This is a genomic window from Lysobacter ciconiae (genome assembly GCF_015209725.1).
GTDB lineage: Bacteria > Pseudomonadota > Gammaproteobacteria > Xanthomonadales > Xanthomonadaceae > Novilysobacter > Novilysobacter ciconiae.
In genome coordinates this window covers 1,450,218-1,476,426 of sequence record NZ_CP063656.1, presented here as the reverse complement: position 1 = coordinate 1,476,426, position 26,209 = coordinate 1,450,218, and the positions used below count along the sequence as shown (strand labels likewise).

22 protein-coding genes and 1 pseudogene are annotated in these 26,209 nt (G+C 64.5%); 13 read left to right on the top strand and 10 right to left on the bottom strand.

The window, feature by feature from the left end; translation table 11 throughout:
* Positions 1-26: 26 nt before the first annotated feature.
* Together INQ41_RS06745 and INQ41_RS06740 are read left to right on the top strand one after the other, a co-directional pair.
* Positions 27-2,102, top strand: coding sequence for a heavy metal translocating P-type ATPase (locus tag INQ41_RS06745; RefSeq protein WP_228076519.1), 2,076 nt, complete (start codon positions 27-29; stop codon positions 2,100-2,102).
* Between the two features lie 19 nt (positions 2,103-2,121).
* The gene (locus INQ41_RS06740) at positions 2,122-3,225 is read left to right on the top strand and encodes an acetate/propionate family kinase (protein ID WP_036196077.1); all 1,104 of its coding nucleotides are present in this window, start codon (positions 2,122-2,124) and stop codon (positions 3,223-3,225) included.
* Positions 3,226-3,261: 36 nt separating this feature from the next.
* Here INQ41_RS06740 and INQ41_RS06735 read toward each other — a convergent pair whose 3' ends face one another.
* Positions 3,262-3,477 (bottom strand): hypothetical protein, encoded by a 216-nt coding sequence (locus INQ41_RS06735; RefSeq protein ID WP_228076518.1) that lies wholly within the window; start codon positions 3,475-3,477, stop codon positions 3,262-3,264.
* 6 nt (positions 3,478-3,483) lie between these two features.
* Here INQ41_RS06735 and INQ41_RS06730 point away from each other — a divergent pair.
* Both INQ41_RS06730 and INQ41_RS06725 read left to right on the top strand, forming a co-directional pair.
* Positions 3,484-3,639: pseudogene (locus INQ41_RS06730) on the top strand (transposase); the annotation flags it as partial.
* Positions 3,640-3,701: 62 nt separating this feature from the next.
* Positions 3,702-4,858 (top strand): IS3 family transposase gene (locus INQ41_RS06725; protein ID WP_193983054.1). Its coding sequence is split into 2 segments (ribosomal slippage): positions 3,702-3,951 and positions 3,951-4,858, totalling 1,158 coding nucleotides; the frame shifts between segments, so codons are not numbered across the junction.
* Between the two features lie 881 nt (positions 4,859-5,739).
* Here the strand turns inward: INQ41_RS06725 and INQ41_RS06720 are convergent.
* Positions 5,740-6,390, bottom strand: a complete 651-nt coding sequence (locus INQ41_RS06720) for a hypothetical protein (RefSeq protein ID WP_193983052.1) — start codon at positions 6,388-6,390, stop codon at positions 5,740-5,742.
* Between the two features lie 1,010 nt (positions 6,391-7,400).
* Between INQ41_RS06720 and INQ41_RS06715 the strand changes: the two genes are divergently transcribed.
* The 8 genes from INQ41_RS06715 to INQ41_RS06680 all read left to right on the top strand — a co-directional run bounded on the left by INQ41_RS06715 (position 7,401) and on the right by INQ41_RS06680 (position 15,935).
* On the top strand, positions 7,401-8,147 hold the full coding sequence (locus tag INQ41_RS06715; RefSeq protein ID WP_193983050.1) for a hypothetical protein: 747 nt from the start codon (positions 7,401-7,403) through the stop codon (positions 8,145-8,147).
* A 65-nt stretch (positions 8,148-8,212) separates the two neighbouring features.
* Entirely contained in the window at positions 8,213-10,021 is a 1,809-nt protein-coding gene (locus tag INQ41_RS06710; protein WP_228076517.1) for a hypothetical protein, read from the top strand.
* A gap of 50 nt (positions 10,022-10,071) precedes the next feature.
* Complete coding sequence (locus INQ41_RS06705) at positions 10,072-11,061, top strand: hypothetical protein (RefSeq protein ID WP_193983046.1); 990 nt, start codon at positions 10,072-10,074, stop codon at positions 11,059-11,061.
* A gap of 941 nt (positions 11,062-12,002) precedes the next feature.
* A complete protein-coding gene (locus INQ41_RS06700; RefSeq protein ID WP_193983044.1) occupies positions 12,003-12,542 on the top strand; it encodes a hypothetical protein in 540 nt (179 codons plus the stop codon).
* A gap of 622 nt (positions 12,543-13,164) precedes the next feature.
* Positions 13,165-13,623: an iron-sulfur cluster assembly scaffold protein gene (locus INQ41_RS06695; protein ID WP_193983042.1), complete on the top strand. Its 459-nt coding sequence runs from the start codon at positions 13,165-13,167 to the stop codon at positions 13,621-13,623.
* Positions 13,620-14,810 (top strand): NAD(P)/FAD-dependent oxidoreductase, encoded by a 1,191-nt coding sequence (locus INQ41_RS06690; protein ID WP_193983040.1) that lies wholly within the window; start codon positions 13,620-13,622, stop codon positions 14,808-14,810. The genes INQ41_RS06695 and INQ41_RS06690 overlap by 4 nt, the downstream gene beginning before the upstream one ends.
* A 10-nt stretch (positions 14,811-14,820) precedes the next feature.
* The gene (locus tag INQ41_RS06685; RefSeq protein WP_228076516.1) at positions 14,821-15,273 is read left to right on the top strand and encodes a hypothetical protein; all 453 of its coding nucleotides are present in this window, start codon (positions 14,821-14,823) and stop codon (positions 15,271-15,273) included.
* 77 nt (positions 15,274-15,350) lie between these two features.
* A complete protein-coding gene (locus INQ41_RS06680) occupies positions 15,351-15,935 on the top strand; it encodes a DNA-3-methyladenine glycosylase (protein ID WP_228076515.1) in 585 nt (194 codons plus the stop codon).
* Positions 15,936-15,958: 23 nt separating this feature from the next.
* Here INQ41_RS06680 and INQ41_RS06675 read toward each other — a convergent pair whose 3' ends face one another.
* The 8 genes from INQ41_RS06675 to INQ41_RS06640 form a co-directional block, all read right to left on the bottom strand.
* On the bottom strand, positions 15,959-17,338 hold the full coding sequence (locus INQ41_RS06675) for an acetate kinase (RefSeq protein WP_193983038.1): 1,380 nt from the start codon (positions 17,336-17,338) through the stop codon (positions 15,959-15,961).
* Between the two features lie 45 nt (positions 17,339-17,383).
* Positions 17,384-17,929: a hypothetical protein gene (locus tag INQ41_RS06670; protein ID WP_193983036.1), complete on the bottom strand. Its 546-nt coding sequence runs from the start codon at positions 17,927-17,929 to the stop codon at positions 17,384-17,386.
* The gene (locus INQ41_RS06665) at positions 17,929-18,636 is read right to left on the bottom strand and encodes a C39 family peptidase (RefSeq protein WP_228076514.1); all 708 of its coding nucleotides are present in this window, start codon (positions 18,634-18,636) and stop codon (positions 17,929-17,931) included. Before INQ41_RS06665 ends, INQ41_RS06670 begins: the two co-directional genes overlap by 1 nt.
* Before the next feature lie 32 nt (positions 18,637-18,668).
* Positions 18,669-19,055 (bottom strand): hypothetical protein, encoded by a 387-nt coding sequence (locus tag INQ41_RS06660; protein ID WP_193983034.1) that lies wholly within the window; start codon positions 19,053-19,055, stop codon positions 18,669-18,671.
* A gap of 102 nt (positions 19,056-19,157) precedes the next feature.
* Positions 19,158-20,198, bottom strand: a complete 1,041-nt coding sequence (locus INQ41_RS06655; RefSeq protein ID WP_193987102.1) for a hypothetical protein — start codon at positions 20,196-20,198, stop codon at positions 19,158-19,160.
* 366 nt (positions 20,199-20,564) lie between these two features.
* Complete coding sequence (locus INQ41_RS06650; RefSeq protein WP_282436993.1) at positions 20,565-21,932, bottom strand: replication-associated recombination protein A; 1,368 nt, start codon at positions 21,930-21,932, stop codon at positions 20,565-20,567.
* Positions 21,933-21,945: 13 nt separating this feature from the next.
* Complete coding sequence (lolA, locus tag INQ41_RS06645; RefSeq protein WP_193987101.1) at positions 21,946-22,575, bottom strand: outer membrane lipoprotein chaperone LolA; 630 nt, start codon at positions 22,573-22,575, stop codon at positions 21,946-21,948.
* Between the two features lie 94 nt (positions 22,576-22,669).
* The gene (locus INQ41_RS06640) at positions 22,670-25,036 is read right to left on the bottom strand and encodes a DNA translocase FtsK (protein WP_407074253.1); all 2,367 of its coding nucleotides are present in this window, start codon (positions 25,034-25,036) and stop codon (positions 22,670-22,672) included.
* 206 nt (positions 25,037-25,242) lie between these two features.
* On the opposite strand from INQ41_RS06640, the gene trxB reads away from it, so the two are divergent.
* Positions 25,243-26,199, top strand: coding sequence for a thioredoxin-disulfide reductase (gene trxB / locus INQ41_RS06635; protein ID WP_193987099.1), 957 nt, complete (start codon positions 25,243-25,245; stop codon positions 26,197-26,199).
* Positions 26,200-26,209 lie beyond the last annotated feature (10 nt).

The following is a 26,209-nucleotide window of genomic DNA, read 5'->3' as shown; positions in this document are numbered from 1 at the left end:
ATCAGTGCATTCAGGAAGGCAGACCCATGACGCAACGCAATCATCATCATCAAGATCATCAGGCGCACGGCGAGCAACCGCCGCATCCCCGCACGGGTGCTGAAGGTGACGTCCATGCCGGGCACGACAAGCATGCCGGCCACAGCGTGGCGAGCTTCCGCGACAAGTTCTGGTTCACGCTGCTGCTGACCATCCCCACTCTGATCTGGAGCGGGATGATCCAGCATTGGTTCGACTACACCGCACCACAGTTCCCGGGGTCGGCGTACATCCCGGCGGTGTTCGGCACGATCGTGTACTTCTACGGCGGCTGGCCGTTCCTCCGCGGCGGATACCACGAGCTGAGAAATCGCCTGCCGGGCATGATGACGCTGATCTCGCTTGCGATCACCGTCGCCTTCCTTTACAGCGCGTTGGTCACGCTCGGCGTTGTCGAGGGCTTGGACCTGTGGTGGGAGCTGGCGACGCTGGTGGCGATCATGTTGCTCGGCCACTGGATCGAGATGCGTTCGATCAACCAGGCACAGGGCGCTCTCAAGGAACTCGCGAAGCTGCTGCCTGATATGGCGGTGCGGTTGGATGAGGCCGGTACCGCGAAGGAAGTCCCTGTCGCGGAACTGAAGCGCGGCGACCTGCTGCTCATCAGGCCCGGCGCGAGCATTCCCGCCGACGGCGTCGTGAAGGAAGGGACCAGCGCCGTCAACGAAGCGATGATCACCGGCGAGTCCAAGCCGATGGACAAGTCGACGGGCGACCGGGTGATCGCCGGCACCGTCAACGGACAGGGCTCGTTGCGTGTCGAGGTGACGGGAACCGGCGACGAGACCGCGCTCGCGGGTATCATGCGGCTCGTCGAGCAGGCCCAGACGTCGCGCTCGCGCGCCCAGGCCCTGGCGGACCGGGCGGCGTTCTACCTCACGATCATCGCCATCGTCTCCGCCGCGGTTACCGCCATTGTCTGGCCACTCCTCGGTCGACCGTGGAGCTTCACGATCGAGCGCGTAGTGACCGTGCTCGTGATCGCCTGTCCCCATGCGCTGGGCCTGGCCATTCCGCTGGTGACCGCCATCTCGACCACGATTGGCGCACGGAACGGCCTGCTCGTGCGCGATCGACGCGGCCTGGAAGAGGCCCGTTTGCTGAACACGGTCGTGTTCGACAAGACAGGCACGCTCACCCTCGGTTCGCACCGCGTCGTGAAGACCACTGCCGCCGATGGACTCACCAACGACGAGGTGCTTCGCGTGGCCGCGTCGGTCCAGCGCGACGCTGAACATCCGATCGCGCAGGCGCTGATGACCAGCGCCAAGGAACATGGCATCGACGTTCCGATGTCGCAGGACTTCGAGTCCATGCCGGGACGCGGCGTGCGCGCAGTCGTCGAGGAGCGCTCGCTTCACGTTGGCGGGCCGGGTCTGTTGAGAATGCTCGCGGTCGAACCGCCGGAGACGCTTCGGCGGGCTGCCGAATCAGCGGCAGCCGATGGTCAATCTGCAACCTACCTGGTGGAAGGCGACCGGGTGCTCGCCGTATTTGCGATCGCGGATGCCATCCGTCCCGAATCGTTCGACGCGGTCAAGCGGCTGCACGACGAAGGACTGGAGGTTGTCCTGCTGACGGGTGATTCCACGGCGGTCGCAAACGCGGTCGCGAAGGAACTCAACATCGACACCGTCTTCGCCGAGGTATTGCCCGAGGACAAGGTGGCAAAGATCGAGGAGCTGCAGGCCCAGGGCAAGCGCGTCGCGATGGTGGGTGACGGTGTCAATGACGCTCCGGCGCTGCTCACGTCCGACGTCGGCATCGCCATCGGCACAGGGACGGACGTCGCGGTCGAGGCCGGCGACGTCGTACTCGTGCGCAGCGACCCGCGCGACGTGCCAGCGATCATCGAATTGAGCAAGGCCACCTATCGCAAGATGATCCAGAACCTGTGGTGGGCCGCCGGCTACAACATCGTCGCCATCCCTCTCGCCGCTGGCGTTCTCGCCGCATGGGGGATCCTGCTGCAACCTGCGCTTGGGGCAGTGCTCATGTCGCTGAGCACCGTCGTTGTGGCAATCAATGCGCAGTTGTTGCGCCGGGCGGTGCGGTCCCCATGAACATGATTCGGGGACACCTGTGACCACGCGCCGGCTTCTTGCACTCAACGTTGGCTCGTCCACCCTCAAGGGCGCGTCCTATCTGTTCAACACTGAGGGACACGGCGCGCAGTCTCGTCTGCTCGAGCGCTCCCGGGCCGAAATTCCAGTCGGCGTGGATGCGCAGGAGCGCCTTGCCACCCTGCTCGAGGCATTGTCGGAGCCGTGGCCCAGCCCCGACGTGGTGGTGCACCGAATCGTACATGGCGGTGACCTGCACGACGCCCGCGAGCTCGACGAAACCGTGCTCGCGAAACTGGATGCATTGGTGCCGTTCGCACCCTTGCACCAGCCGGTAGCCCTCGCTTTCGCGCGTGCCGCGCGCATGCGTTGGCCGCACGCGCGCCAAGGCGTGGCCTTCGACACCGACTTCCACGCGTCGCTCGCGCCCTGGAGCCGGCGCTTGCCTGTCCCTGAAGCATGGGATGCGCTGGGCATCCGCCGCTACGGTTTCCATGGACTCGCCTTTGCCTCCGCGCTCCGCATAGTGGCCAGCCACGACGCTGGAATCCTGAAGGGCCGCGCTGTCTTCGCGCATCTGGGGGGTGGCTGCAGCGTCTGCGCCGTCGAGGGCGGCCGCAGCCGCGACACCACCATGGCGCTCACTCCGCTGGGTGGAATCCCGAGCCCTACCCGCTCCGGAGATCTCGATCCCGGCGCGTTGCTGTATCTGCTGAGGCATGAACGCCTGGATGCGCAGGCGCTTGAAAACGGCCTGTACCGCAGTGCAGGCCTTGCCGGAATCGCCGGCCATGGCGACATGCGCGTGTTGCTGACGGATCCCGGCCCGCAGGCCCAGCTTGCCGTGGAGCTCTTTGCAGTCCGGATTGCGCAGTCCATCGCGGCCATGGCCACGGCAATTGGCGGTCTCGACCATGTCGTCTTTTCCGGCGGCATCGGCCATCGCGCGCCGGTTTTGCGGGCTCGCATCGTCGCGCGACTGGCCTGGCTCGGCCTGGCGCTGGCACCTGACGTCAACGATGCTGGAGCCACGCGGATCGACCGCGGGGGCGGGCCGAGCATATGGAACGTCGCGATCGATGAGGAGCGCGAACTGGCTGAATCGGCACTCGCCTGGCTGTAGCCACGACACGCCCCAAGGGTCGGCTCCGGTGGGGAATCACTCCTCGATCCGTGACGACGTGAGCACCGCTGCGAATCCACCACCGGGGGTGCGCATGTTCGTGGTCTGGCCCTGGTACAGCCTGGCCGCGAACAACAGGACACCCGCCTCGGACGCGAAGCAGCGCACATCCGCCTTGAGGGACTGGCCCCCATGCACGATCCGCATGCTCGGTGGCGCGAAGGCCTGTGCGATGTAGGTCGCCGACGCCATAGACGCATGGAGGAGGCGCTGTACGAGATCCCGACACTGCGTCGCTTCGCCCACTTGGGCGGGCTGGACACGATCCCCGACGAGACCACCATCCTCAACTTCCGCCGGCTGCTGGAGACCCACGGCTTGGCCGGGAAGATCTTCGAGCGGGTCAACGCGCACGGGTTCTACCCCGATTCTGCGGACACTTTCACTAAGATCCATACTGGATCAGAGGAGTGTCTATGTCCAAGCGCAAGCGTTACAGCCCTGAGTACAAGCGTGAGATCGTCGAGCTGGTCTGGCGGTCGAAGTTGAGCTGCCGTCAGATCGCGTTGGAGGTCGGCCTCAATCCGAACATGCTGACCCGCTGGGTCCGGGAGGCCGACGCCGGCGGAACCAAGGCTTTCCCCGGCGGCGGAACGCCTCGTGATGAAGAGCTCGCCCGCCTCAAGCGCGAGCTGTCGCGCGTGACCAAAGAACGGGATTTTTTAAAAGACGCGGCAGCGTACTTCGCGAAGCAATCACCGAACGGTACACGGTGATTGCGCGCTGCCGCAGCGACTACCCCGTAGGGATGATGTGCCGCTGCCTTGAAGTATCAACGAGCGGCTTCTACGCCTGGGCGAGCCGCACGCCGGGGCCTCGTGCGCGGGCGAATGCACGCTTGCTGTCGCGCATGCGGGAGATCCATGAGGACAGCAAAGGCGTCATTGGCGCACCCCGGATGCGGGAAGACCTGGTCGATGAAGGCGAACAGACCAGCCGCAACCGGGTGGCCCGCCTGATGGCCGGTGCTGGACTGCAAGGCTGGCCGCGGCGAACCAGGCGCCGCTACGGCGCCAAACCCGGCACCCGACCGGCGGGTGTGGAGAATCTGCTGCAGCGCAACTTCGCCGCTCACGAGCCGGAGACCAAGTGGGTCACCGACATCACCGAGATCGTGACAACGGAAGGAAAGTTGTACCTTTGCGTCGTCATCGACCTGTACAGCAAGCTGGTGCTGGGCTGGTCGATGCATCACCGTCAGGATCGCCACATGGTCGTTCGTGCCGTGCAGATGGCGGTATGGCAGCGCCAGGGCGATACCGAGGTCATCCTGCACTCGGACCGTGGTGGCCAGTTCATCAGCGGCACCTACCAGACGTTCCTGGGCGGCAACGCCTTGATCTGCAACATGGGCGACGTCGGCCACTGCGCCGACAACGCGGCCTGTGAGGGCTTCTTCGGGCTGCTCAAGCGAGAGCGAGTACAGCACCGGCAGTACCGGACCCGGGATGAGGCACGAGCTGATCTGTTCGACTACATCGAGCGGTTCCACAACCCGCGAATGCGACGTAGAGTTGCCCGGCGTGACCGGGAGTTTTCAGCCTTAATCAAACCGTCCGTGGAAACGGGGTAGAACCCGCTTTTGTCCCGCGCCAGTTCAATCAGGAAACCGCCTGCCCAGACCAGTGCTCTGGTCCTTTCGTTTGGCATGGTCATGGTCGATCCTCATTTCGGCAGAATTGAAGCCAGCATCCCGCCAAGCTGTCGCACAGGCTGCGACTTTCCTCCGTGCAGGGTTCGCCGGCTCGACATGTAACGGCGCGCGATAAATGGAAGGGTCACGAGCTCGCGCCTGTTGCAAAATAATTGCATTTTGCGGACGTTGCCAAGACCGGAAGCTCGCGAACGCTTAGATAAAGTTGCAAAATCGGGGGCCGCTCTTCAACGGACGTGACCGAATCGAACACCGGCACGGCCCTAAGCACATTGAGTGGGCCTTGAGCTCTTCGCCCGAGAGCTACGACTGCCCACCCCAAATTATGCAAAAACGGCTAAATTTTCATAATTATGAAAATCGCCCTCGGCCCCCATAATGCATGCACGAGTTGCCAGAAGACGCGCTCCCTTTACCTCCCACAGCCCGCCTCGAAGCGGCTGTTCTACCGCCGATAGCGCTCCCGAATCAGTCTGCGCGCGGCCGGTACTGTGATGGCAGCTATCGGCCAGAAGATGACACTGACAGTGCCGCGCTCCCCTTCCCCAGAAAACGCCCTCTCGAGGTGCTTCGCGTTCGGGATGCACCACCTGGCAGAGCGCTTCTGGTCGCAGGTTCCTTGCGAGCCGGCGCTACTGGCCACCCCGTGACAACTCTCCGAGCCGCCAAGAGCCCGATTGAGTTGTCAGCATGGCGTTCTCACCCAGGTTCGCGTCAACATCAGACGAGGAGAGCTGATAAGCCTCGATTTCCTTGCTCCGAAGCGAGTGAGACGGCTTCGGGTCCGGGGCCAAAGTTTCTCAGCACCACTCAGGCGGTACCACTCCCAAGTGTCCGGGCAGTTCGGCCACGACGCACTCTGCCGGGATCCTCTTAGACTCGGCACGCTGTATCTGCTCAACCGCGCGGTCTGCCGCCCTCTTGATCGCGTCGTTATAGCGGGCGTCTCTATGCGCCATGTAGTCCTCAAGCGGCGCCGTGAGGGGATGAAAGGTGGTGGGGAGCGAGACATCGGCCTGATTGTCCAGAGCGCACCCCAAGAGCCAGACCCGATGCTGAAAGGAGGCATTCTTGTAGGAACCGCGCGCCACGTCCCCCTCGATCAATGTCGCAACGATCGACTCCGCGAGAGCACGAATCTGAGGACTGTGCTCAAGGGAGGACTGACCAGCGAAGACGCGGCGGCGGACGATGAAGGTCCATACCGTTTTTACGTTACCCAGCACACCGACACGGGTGCAAAACCGTGCGATGGCGGCCAACGTCGCATTCGCGATCAGCGGGATCTCGTAGAACCGACCCTCCTCTATGGCGCGCCTGTAGAGCAAGCACAACAGTAGGATGGCGTGCACCGATCGGGTGCGCGCCAAGAGTCCTAATCGTTGCCGCAATACGGTGCGTGAAAGCGGTTTCAACCCCTCGATGTCGAGTCCGAGGATCTGCTGTGCCATGAGATCCCCTGGGGTAGGCTCGAACAGGCCCAGCCGGGCAAATGTTTCGGCAATTAGCGCCTCTCGCCGCTTTGGCACCACCGTACGCGTACCCAGAACGTCTTCCCACAACTGCGAGCGGTAAACGTCAGCTGTGTGGACCAGGCCCGGCCTCGCGGAAACGACGTCAACGAGGCTCCGACCTCCCCATGCGTTCCGAGGAATTCCAGGATCACGCCCCTCCTGAGCCACACGCCAGAAAGCGCGCCCATCACCCTCTAGGTCGGCAAGGAAAAAGCGGTCCATAGCCGCTAGTTCCAGAGGCACCTTTTTCAGGGTTCGCACGCCGCTCAACCACACTTGCGCACGTAGTCGGTAGATACGATCTTCCGCCCCGCGCCCCTTATTTCCGGTTGTTTCGCCTGGGTGCGCCCCGTGATTGGTTTCAACCCGTGGATGTTTCGATTTGCGTGGCATTTTGGGCATCGACATCCAACAGATCATCGCATAGCGTCCGCCCAATGCGAACTGGAACGAACCTCGTGCCTTTATCCCACGACGACACTGTTGCGCTGACCGCACGGCTTATTGCCCAGCATGGCGAGCTGGTAGGTGGAAATGCGCTAGCGCGTTGCTTGGGCTACAGAACGCAGCGGGCGTTCCAGATGGCCATCCAGAGGGGCCAAGTGCCGGTCGAGACCTTCGCCCTCTTTGGCCGGCGCGGCCGGTACGCACGCACCTTTCAGGTCGCGGAATGGCTGGCTACGTGCGATGGAGTACCCACTGCGGCCGCTGTCGGCAATCGTCCGACTGCGGGCTGAGCGTTAGCCCCTTGCGCACCCAATGAAGCTTCACGAACGCATCGATACGAACCTTCGCGGGCTCTGTGCAGACCCCCGCGGATCGCACGCGGTGCGGCGTTTCGGGCGACCACGATCACCTCGGTGTGGCACCGCACATCAGCCCCCCGTTCCGCGCGGTCAAGAGCGCCTGATGCGCGGTGCCACACAAGCTGATGCCTAGGAGACCACATGTCCTTTACTTCAACTGCGGCAGCAGGTGCCAAACGACCGCCACACCGCCCCGACCCCTTCGGCTCGCTCCACTCACCAGCGCAACGCCCCTTCGCCCCACGTGTCTTCAAACGCCGCGAGTTCGAGCGGCGGGATGTCTACGGATTCCGCTCGCTCAAGGAGGAGCGTTCCGTCGAAGTCGACGGCCTGCCGGCGATCGCGGTCGCGCTGGCCCTAGAGTGCGATCCGCGCGTACAGGCATTTACGGAGCGACCGCGGTATCTGCGCGCGGGTGACGCAACAGTCGAGCTCGGCTTTTGGGTGCGACACGCCACTGGCTTTGAAGAGTTCCTCTTTATCGTTGGGGACGGCCAATGCGTTGGCGGCGCGTCCGGTATGGCACGGCCTCGGGACGCCGAGCGCCTCCAGACAGCCGCCGATGCCGCTGGCATCAATCTCAAGTTCGTGACTGAGGCAGACGTGCGGCGTGCCGGCAGCGAGATTTCGCTGCACAACCGCCTGCTGGCATTTTCCCAAGTGGCGCAATCTCTGCCGAACCGACTGGCTCTTAGAAATCGGATTGTCGAGCACATGGCGACTGCGGGTCGTGCACGTGTAGACCAGTTGGAGGCCGCACTCGTTCCCTTCCACTCTGCAGACGTGCAGGCGGTGGCATGCGAGCTCGTGTGCTTGGGTATTCTCGATTTCGATCGCAACGTCGAGCTCAGCCGAAACACAGTGCTGCTCAATGCGGGTGCACCGTGATCCCGCGTTTCTCAGAGGAGGAGGCGGTTGCGCTGCAGGCCTTGCCGCGGCCGCACACTCAGGCGATGAAGCATCTGACCGACGAGGAGAGACGTGCGATCCAGAACCGCATCGCAGCTCTGGACGCCGCGTTGGGCGGTGCGTCTGAAGCCTCGGTCGCGAAGCTGCATCGCTTAAGCCGCAAGACCGTCCGGCGGATGCTCGAACTGGTGGACCAGGAAGCCCCGGATGGCACCCTTTACGGATTTCGGGTGTGCATGCCGCATGCCCGTCTGGTGAATCCCAAACCTAGGTCTTCTGACGGCCCTCTGCTGGGGCGCGCACACGACATGGTGCGCCTGATTGAGAAAGTACCGGAGATCGGGGTTCTGCTCGGTCGCTTCAAAGGCCAGGTGCCCACGCGAACGCAGTCGAGTCCTTCCTTCAACCGCTTGTGCGCTGACATCAAGCGCGTCCTTACCAAGCTCTCGATGGAAAACGGCTACCCATTTGACACTCGTGACAAGGGACGACGTGCATTTATCAACTACATCGTGCGGATGCGCAACCAGCGCGCAGCGGAGGCAATGGCGACCGGGCCGACTTGGACGGTGACTCAATGGGAGCTCTTGACCTACATCCGACCCTTTGATGAGGCCCAATGCGATGGCCACTGGATCGACACGGCCGGGCTTCAAGTGGCCGTGCCGGTGCCAGACGGCACATACGTATTGGCCCCGATCTCAGGACTGTGGCTGATTGCGCAGATAGATGTGGGCTCCCGAGCTTGCGAAGCATGGCAAGTGATTGCGGACTCCGGATACGACCAGTTCGATCTCACCCGGACTTTTGCGCACGGATTGACGCCATGGATCGGACGTGACGTTGAAGGGTTGGAGATGCGGTATCTGCCCAACGCGTGGATGCCCTCGCTTGTGGACGGGCCAGTGCCACGGACCTTGCGTACGTCAATGGACAACTACAGTGGGCATCTGGCCAAGCACTCCATGCGCGTGCTCCGCGAGGACCTGAAGGGGGTTTATCGCTTCGGGGTTGCTGGAATCCCTGAATCGCGCGGCGTGATCGAGGCGTTCTTCAAACTCATGGAGACGAAAGTCCTTCGTTTTCTCGCCGGCGGATTTGAACCCGAAACCAAGGATCGGCTCGTACAGAAGGTGTCCAACAAGAGGGCGTCCGACCATCCGATCTTCCTCGAGCTTCTCGAGACGTATCTCGACGTCGCTATCTCTACCTACAACATCACCCCGCACACCAGGCTCAACAACCGAAGCCCGCGCGAGGTAATCGAGCATTACCTCGCGCATGGCGGCATGCCGCTGCGCTCGACTCGTACCACCGAGGACGTTCGCAACATGAGACGTACGAGGCACGTCTTCACCATCCGCGGCAATAAGGGCAAGAGTGTGCTGCCGCATGTGAATCTGGAACTAGGGAAGTACCGCAGTGACGAACTCAACGTACGTTGGGATCTCGTCGGCACCAAGTTTTACGGGACGATGCGTGACGACGATGCGCGATATCTCGACGTCTTGAACGATGCCGGGATCCCCTTCGTGACACTCGAGGTGTTACCGCCATATGCGCGAACGGCGCACACAATCGCGGAACGCAAGCGCGCCGAACAGTGGAAGCGTGCAAACCCGGGTTGCTGGGAGGGTATGGACGATCACATCGAGGCCTATCACGCCGACGTGCGGCGAGTCGCGCGCAGCCTGAAGTGGGCAGCCGACGAGGTAGCCAGCGGAAACGTTCCACACCCGAAGGCCGGTCCGGCGGGGACTCAGGCGCCCCGCACATCGACTGCCGCGAGCTATGCCGCACAGACCCTGACCGGACTCAAGCCGCGCGGGGGCCCCGTCCGCCTGCGCCGCTAAAGCCGAGCTAGCGAGATTTTACCGGGCGAAATGCACCCGAAGGAGTTGACATGAAAACCACCGAGTTGCATCCGATGCTGCGATCGAAGCGGCCCCTCATCATCACGGGGCCCGGCGAACGGCTGGCCGGAGACGCGAAAAATAGTCTGGAAATGGGCGCCGACGCCATCTGGGTGGATAGTCACGGCCGTTTTGGAAAGACGTATGCTTTTCGTCAGCTGGTCCAGACCGATGCTTGGCGGCCTTTCCCCCTCTGCATGGTTGAGTACACGTACAGCAGGCCCACCAAGCCAGGCGAAGGCTACTTTTTCAGCTCGTTCCTCCTGCAGGACGGTCAAACGGTGCCCACCAGCGCAACGAGCAACGCGACTCTCATGCGCGTGGCGAACATGTGGCGCAACGAGGCAAGCCGCGTGGGGGCCGATGTGGTTTGCGTGGGCATCAACGAAGCGAATCGCCTCACAATGGAGGAGTTCGAGCACATTGTCTCGATTGGCAACGAGCTCGAGAAATGGGGGCGAGTCTTCTTCTTTTTTATCAACCAAACCGATTCGGGTCAGAGCCTGCGGTCGGGCTTGGACAGGATGCCGCCGCGCCATATCGCCGGTCGTTACTTCACCACCTCCCACCATTTCACCGGGCTGCTCTGGGATATCCCGGAGCTCGAGCGCGAAGAGCGGTACATGTCGGACGTCGCACTCGCGTTTCGAGAGTACGACGAGATCCTAGTGTGGCCCGCAGGTTCAGGAGTTACCTTTACCCAGTACTTTTCTCCGACGGCATGGGCCAATGGTTGGCGGCTGAGCACCCAGATCGACCTGATCCGCAAGGTGATAAACGAGGTTCGCACAGAAAGCTCACTCGGGGAGGTAGTGGAATGGCCGATGCTTACCTTCGAGCGCTTCGTGTACTACGTGCTGGTTCGAATTGCGTACGAAGACCCCGAGTTTCACGAACTCACTGAGATCCAGATCCGTGATGCACTGATACGAGTTGGGTATCTGGAGATTGAGCCCGGTCGCATCAGGGTTCCGGCATGAGCAGGCCCATCGTTTTGCGCGATGATGCGCATGCTAGGGCGCTCAGCCCGCACGCGATCGTTCGGTCGTCTCCTTTCGTCGGCGCTGATCTCTCCTCCGTGCCCCACAGTTCGGCATTTGGCGCCGTGTCGCGGCTGATCCGGCTCAATGCAATGGAACCGATTGATCTGGCCCGGCTGTTGGGCTTGAGGACCCAGCGTTCTCAGGACCTGTCGTCAGTAATGACGTTCTCTGATGCGCGCAAGGAGAAACTGGCACACGCCTTGTGTCTGCCAGCCCCACCCGCTTCTTGGAATCTGTCGGCGTGGTTCCCGTTCGCCGCGCCGTCCACGCTCTTGGCTGAGGGTTGGGCCTTTCGTTTCTGTCCCGAATGTCTTCAGAGCGGCTATCACACGCTCCTCCACCAGCTGCCTTGGTTTGCTTGCTGCCCCTGGCACGGAGACCCACTTCAGACCACGTGCGGCAATTGCGGGTTAACTGCGCCAGTAAATGCAAATTGGGAGTTCGACCGGAATCTAGTATGCGCGTGTGGACATGCTTTACTGGACACCCGCGCCGCCCTCAAGCGCGCCGCAGGGCCACCGATCGGTGCGGCAACCTTCCTCGAGACGTATCTGACATGGGCAGAGCAGGAGCGTGCTGTGTGGGCCCTGACGACGCCCCCGTTGGCAGGCGACCCGAGGTCCGCATTTGCAGCGCTCGTCCGGCTGCCACGGGCGTGGAAAGCGTTGGGCGCTCCCTCGGGTGCGCTCCACACCCGCGAGTGGGCTACGACAATACGCCGCGCAGATGGAGCGTTGAACACTCTGAGGGAACTGGACACACTCAGACGGGAGCGCCCTGGTTTTTTGCGGCTGTCGCCGGCACAAAGCGCCTCGTGCGCATGCGTAGCGGCGGATCTCGCTCTCAAGCTGCCGGTCAAGACCTTAGCAGATGGGGAGATGACGCTGTTCTTGGCCGGCGCCGGTATCGACGCTCTTGCCTCGTTCGAACCAGCCGAGCGGGCGCTCTCGGCGGAGGTGTCCGTCTTACCGCCTTGGCGGACCAGCGCCGGGGAGTTCCTCAATCTGATGTGTATGCATCCCGTGGCCTACCGGCCTCCCGTGCAACTCGTAGACGCAGCGACGCTTGGGCGATCGCTTTCTGATTTCCACAGCCAGTCGACTCCCGAGGAGCTCGATCTGCTACTCCGGGTCTGCACCCAGCTATTGGCCCGGGGATACGCCGAAGGGCTGCGTTGCGTTTTGGCGCCACGCATCCCCGCGCTTTTCGCCATGGAGCGGGACGCCCCGCACCTGACCCAACCTTGGCTGATCGTCCGAAGGAAGAGTGGCCGGCTCGATCGAATTCGGGCCGTTTGGGAGCCGCTCCGCCGTGGCGCGTACCAAGAGGCGGAGCTGATCCAAGCGGCCGACGACGCGAACAAGCGGCGGGAGCGCTACGGGGGTGGGCGTCGCAAGTCGCGTTCGAAAGCTCGCTAGCTGCATACACCAGGCGGTGGTGGCGCGAATGATCAGAGACGCAAGACGGAGACCACTCCCGGGAACCGCCGAGCGATATGTCTGCAGTGCGGACGCTCATTTCGATTTGCGCTCGCGTACCCGTTGCGACGAGAGGGGCCTCGCTAGCGAGGCGTAGGACGGGCATGTTTATGCAGATTCATCCGAGCCGTTGGGATGCTTGAGGCTCGCACCTCCAGTGCTCCGGGACCACTCGGATCACCGGCCTACTGAGAGGTCACAGCTAGCGGTGGCGGCGCAGAGCTGTCACTAAAGGTGCGCCCGTTAGCCTGCGCCGCCTCTTTCACTGTCCCCGTCGGACTGCAGGACTCTCTGCGCTGTACCCATCGCACTGCAGAACTCTCAAGGCTGTACCCCCCAGTTTGCGGAGGCTGGAGCGGAAGAGCGGGGACACCCGCAACTGAATATCTTTACAAATCAATATCTTAGTGTGACCCCACTTGCATGCGCTCAACACCCGGAGCGCCGCCCGCAAACCTCGCTGGACTGACCACCGCCGGTCAGCCCTCGGCGGACGCCGTGCTACGGTAGTTGACATCGCTCGAGGAGACGCCCGATCACCCATCCCGTTGATGCGCCCTCAATGGAAACGCTTTACAAGGCACTGAAGAAGTACGTGCCGCGGGTGCGAAAAGACAAACGCCTGCTGGCGCCGCCTGCCCGCACTGTTGACGTATACAGCGAGCTCTGCGGCAGCAAATTGACCCTCGATGCGGAAATAGTGGACGGTCGTGTTGCCGACGTCGGTTACCGCGTCCGCGCCTGCTCGCTGGGACAGGCCGCCACCGCCATCGCCGCGCAGCGCGCGATCGGCATGGACGCCGCCGGCCTGGCTCGCGTCCAGACCCAGCTTGAGAAACTACTTTCGGGTTCATCCGAACCCGATGCCCCACTCGACTGGCCTGAAGTCGAGATTTTCGCCGCCGCCAGGCAGCACAGTGCGCGACATGGAGCGATTTTGCTGCCGTTTGTCGCGTTCCAGAAACTGTTCGCCAATGACGACGCCCCTGGCGGAGGCGCAACTGAAGGAGAGTCCGTGTGAAAAAGGATATTTTCGTGATCGGCGGAGGGATCGGCGGCACCATGACCGCCAACAGCCTCGTCGCCAAACTCTATCCGGAGATCCGTCGCGGCGAAGTTCGCGTATCCCTGATTTCCAATAGCCCGTGGCATTACTACAAGCCGGCCTTCATGTACGTGGCCTTTGGCATGTTCTACAAGAACGAACTGCGCCGCCGGCAGACGTCGCTGCTGCGCCCGGAGGTGAATTTCATCCTTGACGAGGTCAGCGCGTTCGACTTCAAGGACAGCCGCCTGCGCACCAAATCGGGCGCCGACCACAGCTACGACTACCTGGTGGTGTCGACCGGCTGCATCCCCTCCCCCGAGCGCATCGAAGGCCTCGCCGAGGGCGGCGACCACTTCTACCAGCACGATCCCGCGCTGAAGCTTTACAACAAGCTGCGAACGATCGAGAAGGGCCGCATCTTCATCGGCGTGACCTTCCCGCAGACGCCCAACGTGCCCCATCAGTGCGGTATCGCGCCGATGGAGACCACCCTGATGCTGGACGATCTGCTGCGCAAGCGCGGCGTTCGCGACCAGGTGGAGATCGTCTACACCTACCCGACCATCTCCCAGCTGCTGCGCAACTGCCTGTTCCTGCAACGGGACGTCGGCGAGGTTCTTCCGGGCGTGTTCGAGTCCAAGGGGATCGAGTACAAGCGCGGCTTCACGCTCAATCGCGTCGACCCGGACGCCAAGGTCGCCTACTCCGAGGAAGGTGGCGAGGAGCCCTTCGACATCCTGATGCAGACTCCGCCGATCCGCGCGGTCGATGCGGTGCTCAATTCCGGCATCTCGCAGGCGCCCAACAACGAAGGCTGGCTGCCGACCGATCGCCTGACGCTGCAGATGGACGGGTTCCCCAACGTATTCCCGATGGGCGATACGGTGGACCTGCCGATCAGCAAGGCCGGCGGCAGCTGCCACAACCAGGCGCCGGTGATCTGCGACAACATCGCGGGACTCATCCGACTGGGGCACACGGTGGCCGAATACGACGGCAAGGTGCAGGCAATCGCGCAGATGGGACTGGAGGCGGGCATGCCGCTCTGGTACGACTACGACAAGGACGTGCAACCCACCCCGGCCACCAAGATCGGCGGGCTGATGCGCAAGGGATTCAACCGCGGCGTGTACTGGTCCGTCGCCCGTGGCCTGGTCTGAGGAGAACACCATGAACAAGGAAATTGAAACGACGCCCCAGCCGATGCAGTCACTCGCGGATCTGGCGCGCCAATCGCCGGAGCTGAACGATCGGGCTACGCTGGAAGGCATTTCCGACATCGTCGCCAAGCTGGCTCCGCTGCTGCAGGGCAAACGGCTGCACAACGTTGTCGACCTGTTGTCGGCGGTGTCGGACGTGGTCGACATGGCCGATGACGCGATGGTCCAGAAGCTCATGAAGGGCTACGAAGACGTCGTCGCTGGCGCCTGGAACCTGAACAACATCACCCGCCATTCGGCGGCCCTGGCTGGCGCGGTGGAGACCCCGCCCACCCTGTGGCAGGGGATCCGGGCGTTCAACCGTGACGAGGATGCCCGCCGCGGACTGCTGGTGGCAATGAACCTGTTGAGCAGCGTGGGCCGCCAGGCGAGACTGGCCAGCGAGCCCATCGCCGAGGACTGAACCTGGAGGACACTGGAGGACAGAAGCTGGACGCGATCGCAGCCATCGGAAATGCCCTCGCCCGGGATGCCAGTGTCTTGCCCCTGGACTTCTACCAGCGACCGGCGACCGAACTGGCGCCGGCGCTGCTGAACAAGTTGCTGGTGACCACGGACGGTCGCGCCGGTCGGATCGTCGAAGTCGAGGCCTACACCGATTCCGGCGATCCGGCGTCCCATTCCCACCGCGGACCGACGCTTCGCAACGCGACGATGTTCGGCCCGCCTGGCCACCTGTACGTCTATCTCAGCTACGGCATCCACTGGTGTGCGAACGTGGTCTGCGGCCAGGAGGGACAGGGCACTGCGGTGCTGATCCGCGCTCTGGAGCCGGTTGCCGGGCTGGAGCGGATGCGGGAGGCGCGGGGCAAGGCGCGCAGCGACCTGGACCTGTGCCGCGGCCCTGCGCGGCTCGCCCAGGCATTGGGCATCAGTGGCGAGGATGACGGCACCGACCTGCTCCGCGGCCCGATCCGGCTGCTTGGGGACGGCTGCCCTCCCCCGCCGCACCCGGTTTCCAGCCCACGGATAGGCATTACCCGCGCGACCGAACTGCCGTGGCGCTGGTACGTGCCCGGCAATCCGCACGTGTCCCGGCTGTCGGGGACTTCACGCCCGCGCTAGCCGCGATGCTCAGAAGGTCATGCTCAGAACGTCATGGGAACCCGCGCCGTCAGGGTGGCATCAGGCGTGTCGCGGGTCACGCCGACCCCTAGCGAGACATTGAGCGTGTAGCGCTCGCTGTAGCGGTAGGACGCGCCAAGCAGCAGCGTGCCCAGGGTGACGCGCACCGCGCCGGGCGCGTCTGCCCCGTTCTGCTGGGTCTTGCCGACCAGGCTGGTGTCGTAGCCGATGCTGATCGACGCTTTCTCGTTCAGCGCCAGCCCCATCCCGACGTTGAAGCCCCAGATATCGCCCGCGTCGACGTCGCCAATCGGATCGGTGGCCGTCTGGGGATAGCCCTCGGGCGCGCCGGTAAGCACGGTTCGCGACACGTCGTGACGGGCGAAATTGTGCAGGTAACTGAAGCTGCCAAAAAATACGACCGGGTCCGAGGGGTACAGCCACGTGAGCCCGGGCTGGATGGACTGGAAACCGCTGCCCGTCGGCAGTTGCAGCGGCAATCCGGTTCCGGTCGCGTTGGCGACGCAGCGGGTCACGCAGTCTGTGACCACTTCGAACGGGTCCTTGCCGGTATTGGATTTGTAGCGCAGCCAGCCAACGTAGAACGCTTTGTCCGGCCCGCCCCGGTTCAACTGGTAGCGGACGGTCGCCTCCACATCACCGATCCCTTCGCCATGGGCGTTGAACACCTTGTCGAGCGCGCTGCCGGTAAAGATCTCCCGGCTCACCGTACCCGCGCTGGTGTAGACGTAGGGGACCCGCGCTTCGAGCTCCAAGCGGTTACTCAGCCCGTAACGCGCGGTCATGGTGGCCGTGCCGGTGGTGGTCTTGACCTGGCGCACGTCGATCAGTCCGATCAGGATCGCCGGAATGACCGTATAGCCGACCAGGGCGACGCGGTTGCTGGAGGAATAGCCGTATTGCAGCGACGGTTCCAGGACGAACTTGCCCGGCGGAGTCAGCACGCCGGGCTGTTCGAATATCTGTGCGACTTCAGGCGGCCGCAGGTCCTGTTCCGGCGCACGGCCGACCGGCTGCGGCCGGCGTTCGGGGTCTTGGGCGGATCGGGCGTTGTCGGCCGACGCGACGGACGCCCCCGTCGCGTTCGGTCGTTCGGCGTCCTGCGTCGTACCGACCACACCGCGCGCGCGAGCTCCGGCCAGCCGCTCATCGGCGAGCGTCTGGCGAAGCTCGGCAACGCTGTGTTCCTGGACCTGCAGTTGCGACCGAAGATCCTCCAGCTGGACCGTTTGCTGATCCAGGCGCAGCTGCAGCGAGTCCAGACGGTCGCCCTGGCCCGTATCCGCCCCGCCGTCCTGCGCCCTCGCCCTGCCGGTGCCCAGCAGCGTCAGGCAGGGCGCCAGCAACGCAAGGGCCACCATGTGCCGCATCCGTTTGCTCATGGGCCTTCCTGTTCGATCACTTCGGGAGGTGACGTCGCGATGCCTTCAAGGCGCACCCGGTGCCCGCTGCAGGGCCGTTTGCAGCGCCTCGTTGGCCATCGCGCTGCGCATGGCGCCCAGCGAACCGATGCCGACATCGATCGTGGTAAGGGCGCTGATGTCCTGGCCGCTGGATGCGTTCTGGATTACCAGCGCCGCGCCCTGGCTGACCAATCCAGCGCCACCTGATGAAGCGAACGTGTTCCCGTCACCGATCTGGACAACCATCCCCTCGCGGACGCGGGCGAGATCGCGCGCCTGTTCCGCAGTGATCCTGCTCAGATCAGGAATGACCACGCGGCTTGACGCAACCTGGGTGCCGTTGACCAGCACCACCCGCTCGATGCCAAAGGACAGTTGCAGTCCCGACGGCAGCTGGAATCCGCCGCGCATCGTTTCCAGGCGTGAAACAGGCAGCGCCTTCCACTCCGGCCCCAACGCCGGCAGTGAGGCTGGCGGCGGATCCGCCGTGGCAACCCCGGCAGGCGCCGCGAGGGCGGCAACCATCGTCAGCGCCAACAGTGGGTGGGCATGCATCGGATAGGCGCGCATCACGAATCCCCCGGGCCGAACTTGGGCCGCACAATGTCGTCAAGGCCGCGGCGGCCAAGGCCGGCGTCCAGCGGCGCCGGCGGGGCGGTGCGCCAGTCACGTGCCAGGTTGAAGCGGGCGTCGTCGCGCTGGTTGTGGACGACGAAAAGCACGCCGTTGTCCCACAGCGCATTGAACCGCCGCAGTGACATGGCCCGGGTCCCGCGTGCCGGGTCGCCCAGCAGCACGCGGCCGTTGCGCAGGCCCTTGACCACGACAAAGTGCCGGTAGCCGCGGTCGTTGAGCAGGACGATGGCCGGCAGTCCCTCCTCCAGCAGCTTGTCCAGCGGCAATTCAAAGCCGTCCGCAGTGAACCCCAGGGACGCCAGGTAGCGCCGCATGTCGAGCAGCGAAAATCCCTCCGCGCGGATCTTTGGCTGGTCACCATGCCGGTACATCTGCACGAACACATCCTGTTCCGTGACCGGATGGCCGTACTGGTAGGTCAACAGGGTTGCGGTGGCCGCGGAGCCACAACTGAAGTCGAAACGCTGCGCGATCGTGGTCTTGAATCGCGCCTCTTTCAGGCTGGTGATCGGCAACGAGTAGCTGCCTCCGTGCGGTGCCTGGACCGTCAGGGCCGAGGCCTCGGCCGCGATCGGGTTCGTGAGCGCGAGCGCCGCGAGCAGCAGTGCCGCGTGGATCGGGCCGCCCCTCTCATGCGTCAAGCCTGCGCTCCCGCATCCCATCGCTCTGAAGCTCATGGGCCTGAGCCGGAAAACTGCACGTTCACGATCATCGCGTTCTGGATCAGCACATTGGCGCCGCTGTTCTGGATCACCGTGCTGATGCCGTTCGCGTTGGAAAAAGCACCGCCGGTAAGTGAATTGGTCCCGGTGACCACGTTCTCGGCGTGGTTGTCGCTGACGATGCCGTTGTTGCGGAGCTCGCTTTTCGCTTCGCCGCCGCGCAGTTCCTCCAGCAAGCTGGCATTGACGGGCGCGCCGAAGCCGGTGACCGGCGCGGGCGACTGCCCTTCGGCCCAGGCGCTTCCGCACGCCGCGGATGCCGCGAAGGCGACGAGAAGCGACCATCCAGACCATTGCGCACGGCTGCGTGGACTCGCAGTTGACGGGTAGTGGTGCATGCATGTTCTCCCTGGCCGATGGGCCCGTGTCCCCGGCGGTCGATGCCAGACCGCCAGGGCATATGCCGGGTTGGCCCCTGCCAGCTCCGGCGTTGGCAGCTGCTACGGGCCGACGGCCAGGTTCGCCTGGACAGTCACGCCCTGCTGGATCAACGATGCCGCGCCGCTGTTCTGCGCCACCACCATGATCCCGGCAGCCGCGTTGGCCGAGCCGTTCATGTAGTTCGACATGTCGAAGCTTCCCGCATCGGCCATGGTGGAGCCGCCATCGCCCGCGCGACCTCCGTTGCCACCCGTGCCGTTGCCGCCACGGCCGTTGCCGCCCATGCCGTCACCGCCGTTGCCGCCGTCACCCGACGTCGCCATGGCATCGCCGCTGTAACCGGAATCGGCGCTGTCGGCCGCGCCCGAATCGGCACTGGCGATCGCATCGGCTGTCGCCGCGCCCGAAGTCGATGTGTTGGCGCTGTCGGTGGTCGCATCTGCGCTTGCATCCGCCGTGGCATCCGCGTTCGAGTCGCCCGCACGACGCTCACGGGCACGTGCGTCGGCGTCCGAATAGCCATCCGCCCAGGTCTCCGCCAGGCCGAGGGTCGCAGAGTCGGAGCTTGAACCGGAGCCCGCCCAGGAGCCGGCATCGCCACTGTCACTGGACGCGTTGCCCAAGCGCATGCTGGCCGCCGTCGCGTCGCCGGTATCGCCACCGTCAGCGCCGTAGCCCTCGCCGCCGTTGCCGTTGCCGCCGCGCCCATCGCCCGCATAGCCGCCGTCGCCACCGCGCGCGTTGCCGTTGTTGCGCGCCACGTTGCCGATGTCATACACGCTGACACCGCTGACGTAGCCGTTCAGTTCGGTCCGGGCGACAGCCCTGCTGGTGTTGAACGAGCTGGACCAGTTGGCCGTGGCCGTGCTGTTGTTGTTGGCCGCCGCACTGCCCTGCCCCGAGGCGTCCGCCCGGCCGCGATTGTTGCGGTTGTTGCCGCTGTAGTCCTCGTCGTTGCTATCGGTGTTCGTGGTGGTCTGGTCGATCGTCTGGGTGTTGTCACCCGGTCCGCGTTCGTCGGCCGACTGCGCCAGGGCCTGGCCGGAGACACCCAGCGCCAGCAAAATCGTGGATGAGATGAGGGTTCTGCGTAGTTGCATCGTCGTTCTCCTGGGTCAATGCGCCGACCGTGGAAAACAGGGGGGAGGGGCCGACGCTGTAAGGAGAAAACGCATCAGTCATGCCAAGGTGTCCCCGGTCGAGTGCAAGCCAGAAACGGTGCGGGCCGTTCTGCCCGTGCGCATGGCGCGAACCCAATCTCGGCTGTTGCACGCCCTGAACAGCTGGAGAGTCGACGCTTTTCCGTGTGGAGGTTTTTGGCCTTGGGGAAGCGCGGCCGGCGTTGCCGGACGCGGCATTGGGATCCGGACCCGCTGGTGCAGCGATGCCAAAGGGGTGTAACGGTGCAGTTACACCTTGTTACACCAGGGTTACATCGGCACCAGGTGCCGGCCAAGGCACGCCGATCAGCGTGCTTTTTTCTGCGCCACTATCCGCGCCGCGCGGATCTGGTCGATCTTTTCCTTCAGTTTGATTTCCATACCCCGCTCGACCGGTCGGTAGTAGACCTGCTCGCCCATCGCATCGGGAAATCCGGTCTGCTCCAGTGCGATGCCGTCGGCCGCATCATGGTCGTACTGATAGCCCTTGGCGTAGCCCAGTTCCTTCATCAGCTTGGTGGGCGCGTTGCGCAGATGCATCGGCACCTCCTGTGTGCCGTGCTCGCGCACGTCGCGTCGGGCGGCATTCCAGGCGGTATAGACAGCATTGGATTTGGCGGTGCTGGCCAGGTAGATCACCAGTTGGGCCAGCGCCAGGTCGCCCTCCGGGCTGCCCAGGCGGTCGTAGGTGTCCCAGGCGTCGATCGCCATCTGCTGGGCGCGCGGATCGGCCAGGCCGATGTCCTCGGTCGCCATCCGCGTCAGCCGGCGGGCCAGGTAGGCCGGATCGCAACCGCCGTCCATCATCCGCGCGAACCAGTACAGCGCGGCGTCGGGATTGGAGCTGCGCACCGATTTGTGCAGGGCCGATATCTGGTCGTAGAACTGCTCGCCACCCTTGTCGAAGCGGCGGGTCCTGTCGGCGAGGACCTGCGCCAGCGTCGCCGGGGTGATCTCGCCCTCCTCACCCAGAGCCAGCTCGGCGGCGATCTCCAGCAGCGTCAATCCGCGGCGTACATCGCCATCCGCCGCGCCGGCAATCTGCAGCAATGCCTCGTCGGTGACTTTCAGGTGCTGCCCGCCGAGTCCGCGGTCGGCGTCGTCCAGCGCGCGGCGCAGTGCGATGGCGATGTCGTCGGCGGAAACCGCGTCCATGACGTGCACGCGGCAGCGTGACAGCAGCGCGGAATTCAGTTCGAACGAGGGGTTCTCGGTCGTCGCACCAACAAACAGGATCGTGCCGCGCTCGATGTGCGGCAGGAACGCGTCCTGCTGGGTCTTGTTGAAGCGGTGCACCTCGTCGACGAAGAGCACCGTTCGCCGGCCTTCGGCGAATCGCTGCGCCGCCTCCGCCAGCACCTTGCGGACTTCCGGCAGGCCGGACAGCACCGCCGATATCGCCCGGAATTCGGCATCCGTGTACTGGGCCAGCAGCAACGCGAAGGTGGTCTTTCCGCAGCCCGGCGGTCCCCACAGGATCATCGAGTGGGCGTGGCCGGATTCCACCGCGCGCCGCAGTGCCGACTCGGGTGCCAGCAGGCGTCGCTGGCCGACCATCTCGTCCAGCGACGCCGGCCGCATGCGCTCGGCGAGCGGGCGCAGCGCGCTGTTGTCCACGCTCAGCAGATCAGGCGTCAGGGACGCATCGGTACCGGCGGCGCGCGATCTGGGCAAGCGGGGAGCGTGATCAGCCTTCGCCGATCACGTCCACGCCCTTGGGCGGCGTGTATTTGAAGGTGGACGCGGCGAAGTCGGGATTGCGCTTCCACGCGCCGAACTCGATGCGGGTGCGCTGGCCGACGGCGTCCTCCACCTCCATGCGGACCAGCTTGGCGTCGGCAAAGCCCAGGCGTGCGGTGCGGAAGCTGGCCTCCTCGTCGCTCCTGGGGGCCAGGCTGAGCCAGTCCAGGCCGTCCGCCTTGCCGGTTTCCCTGGCGACGAATCGCTGGTCCAGCTTGGCCGGCTCAAACAATGCGGAAAGCGGGCTGCTCTGCTCCTCGGCGCCCTGGGAACGCACGGTCACCTGCTCCAGGTCAGGATCGAAGATCCACACCTTCTTGCCGTCGGCGACGATCAGCTGCGGATGCGGTTTGACGTACTCCCAGCGGAACAGGTGCGGAACCGACAGCTGGACCTTGCCGGTGGAGGTCTCCTTCAGCTTGCCGCCAGCGTCATACACCTGCTGGGTGAAAGAGCCATCCAGCCCGGTCAGCCCACTGGTGAATTGCGAGAGATCATCGCGTGCGCCCGCAAGCGCGCTGCCGGCGACAAACGCGCCCAGCAGCAATCCGGTACCCCAGCGAATCATCGGGTTCATAGGTCGATCTCCGGTTGCATCAACGTTGCTGTCCAACGGACGTCAAGTGTGTGGGCATCAAGCTGAACAGGTACGCGACATCGTGCGCGACGGTTCAGTCCCGCGGTGGCGGCGGCGCCAGTACGCTGCGGTCGCCGTTGTGTTCCTGCGGGCTGACGATGCCGGCCGCCTCCATCGCCTCGACCAGCCGCGCGGCGCGGTTGTAGCCGATCTTGAGACGCCGCTGCACGCCCGAGATCGACGCCCTCCTCGTCTCGGTGACCACGCGGACCGCCTCGTCGTACAGCGGGTCGGATTCGTCGCCGCTGCTGACGGTTTCCGGCAGGCCGCCGGCACCCACCACCACGCCGTCGCCCATGGTCTGGACGTCCTCCAGCACGCCGGTGATGTAATCGGGCCCGCCGCCGGTCTGTTTGAGGAACTCGACCACGCGATGCACCTCGTCGTCGGACACGAACGCACCGTGCACGCGCTCGGGCATCGCGGTGCCCGGCGGGAGGTAGAGCATGTCGCCATTGCCCAGCAGCGTTTCCGCGCCGGACTGGTCAAGGATGGTGCGGGAGTCGATCTTGCTCGACACCTGGAAGGCGATCCGGGTCGGGATGTTGGCCTTGATCAGCCCGGTGATGACGTCCACCGACGGCCGCTGCGTGGCCAGGATCAGGTGGATGCCGGCAGCGCGGGACTTCTGCGCCAGACGGGCGATCAGCTCCTCCACTTTCTTGCCGACGATCATCATCATGTCGGCGAATTCGTCGATGAAGATCACGATGAACGGGAGCGGTTCCAAAAGCGGTGCCACTTCGTCGATTTCCGGATTCGGCTTGAACAGCGGGTCGCTCATCGGCTGGCCGGCGTCGATCGCGTCGCGCACCTTCTTGTTGAAGCCCGCCAGGTTGCGCACGCCGACCGCGCTCATCAGCTTGTAGCGTCGCTCCATCTCGGCCACGCACCAGCGCAGCGCGTTGGCCGCCTCCTTCATGTCGGTAACCACCGGCGCCAGCAGATGCGGAATGCCCTCGTAGACCGAGAGTTCCAGCATCTTCGGGTCGATCATCAGCATCCGCACGTCTTTCGCCGACGCCTTGTAGAGCAGGCTCAACACCATGGCATTGACGCCGACCGACTTGCCCGAGCCGGTGGTGCCGGCGACCAGCAGGTGCGGCATGCGCGCCAGGTCCGCCACCGTCGGACGACCACCGATGTCCTTGCCCAGTGCGATGGTCAGCGGACTGGAGGACTTGTCGTATTCCTTGGAACGCAGCAGCTCGGAGAGGTAGATCATCTCGCGCTTGTCGTTCGGCGTTTCCAGGCCGATCACCGCCTTGCCCGGAATCACGTCGACCACGCGGACGGCCTTCACCGACAGCCCGCGTGCAATATCCTTGTCCAGCGAGCTGATCTGGCTGACCTTGATCCCGGGCGCCGGCTCGATCTCGAAGCGCGTGATCACCGGCCCCGGATAGGCGCCGACCACGGTCGCATCGATGCGGAAATCCTTGAGCTTGAACTCGATCTGCCGCGACAGGGTCTCCAGCGTCTCGGAGTTGTAGCCCTTGGGCTGCGGCTTGGGGTCGTCCAGCAGCGACAAAGGCGGTATTCCGCTGCCATCGCTGACGTTGAGCAACGGGATCTGCTGCTCGCGGTGGGCGCGGTCGCTGCGCTCCACGGCCGCCGGCGCGGGCGGCTCGATCCTGACCGGCGCACGTTTTGCCCGCAGCTCGGTATCGACCTTGCGGACCTCCTCGCGCTCCTCGCGCAGCGCCCGGGTGTGCTGCCACTCGCTGGCCTGTTTGCTGCCGCGCCGGAACAAGCCGCCCAGCACGGGCCCCAGGCGCATCACGCCCTGCCCGATGCGATCCATCACAGCCAGCCAGGAGATGCCGGTGGCAAGGGTTACCGAGACCAGCAGCAAGGCCAGCAGGAACAGGTTGCCGCCGACCGGCCCGAAGCCCTTGTACAGCGAGTCCCCCACGAGCTTGCCCAGGATGCCGCCGGCGCCGGCCGAAAAGTCGGCCACCGGGCCGATGCGCAGCTGCAGCAATCCGGTCGCCGAGACCAGGAAGCCGACGATACCGACCAGGCGAAGCGCGGGACCGAGGTCGGCCTCGCCGTCGCCGTCGGTATCCATCCCGAACAGGGCAATCCAGGCGACCAGGCCCAGCATCACCGGCAGAAGGAACGCCACATAACCGCATAGGGCGAGCAACACACTCGCCGTCCACGCGCCGAAGTAGCCGCCCCAGTTGCTTATCGGCGCCGTCACGCTGACCGACTGCGACCAGCCCGGGTCGGTGGGCGAATAGGTGAACAGGCTGGCGACCAGATACAGCAGGACCGGCGCGATCACGATCATCGCGATATCCCGCATCAGCCGCTGGCGGCCCGGCGAAGGCGTTTTCGCAGCGCCGGGACTCAATGGGGCTTTCTTTTTCCGGGATGCAGCAGACGCTTGCGCCACCGTGATGTTCCGCCTTAGCTAAGTTGCGTTAGCTATTGAATATACGTGATGTAATGGAATCCGGCCGCATCAAGCGACTGCGATGCAACGATCCGTTCCCGCCCCTTCGCCTTGTGTTGCCGGGACCCGGACTCCAAGCTAGGTAGCATCCTGGCAGCTGCATCAACGCTGCCGCCGCATCTCCGACAACCGTTGCGATTATAGACATGACCCCAAACAAACACGCCCGCCTCATCATCCTGGGCTCCGGCCCTGCGGGCTGGACTTCCGCGGTGTACGCCGCGCGCGCCAACCTCAAACCGCTGCTGATCACGGGCATGCAGATGGGCGGTCAGCTGATGACCACCACTGACGTGGACAACTGGCCCGGCGACGCCCACGGCCTGCAGGGCCCCGACCTGATGTCGCGCATGCAGGCGCACGCCGAGCGCTTCGACACCGAGGTGGTGTTCGACCACATCCACTCGGCCGACCTGTCGCGCCGCCCGTTCCGCCTGATCGGCGACAGCGGCGAGTACACCTGCGACGCGTTGGTCATCGCCACCGGCGCCAGCGCCAAATACCTGGGCCTGGAGTCGGAGACCAAGTACATGGGCAAGGGCGTGTCCGCCTGCGCGACCTGTGATGGCTTCTTCTACAAGGAGCAGGAAGTGGCGGTCATCGGCGGCGGCAACACGGCCGTCGAGGAGGCCCTGTACCTGTCCAACATCGCCCGCAAGGTCTATCTGGTGCATCGCCGCGACACACTGCGCGCGGAGAAGATCCTGCAGGACAAGCTGTTCGCCAAGGCCCAGGCGGGCAAGATCGAACTGGTCTGGGACCATGCGGTGGAGGAAGTGCTCGGCGACGACTCCGGCGTGACCGGCATGCGCCTTCGCTCCACCAAGGGTGACCAGAGCGTCCGCGAGATCCAGGTCAACGGCTTCTTCGTGGCGATTGGCCACACCCCCAACACCTCGTTGTTCGAAGGCCAGCTGGAAATGAACAGCGGCTACCTGCAGATCGAGTCGGGCCTGGCCGGCAACGCGACGCAGACCTCGGTGCCCGGCGTGTTCGCCGCCGGCGATGTGGCCGACCAGGTCTACCGCCAGGCGATCACCTCGGCCGGCTTCGGCTGCATGGCCGCGCTGGACGCCGAGCGTTTCCTCGACCTGGAAAGCTGACCACCGGCAC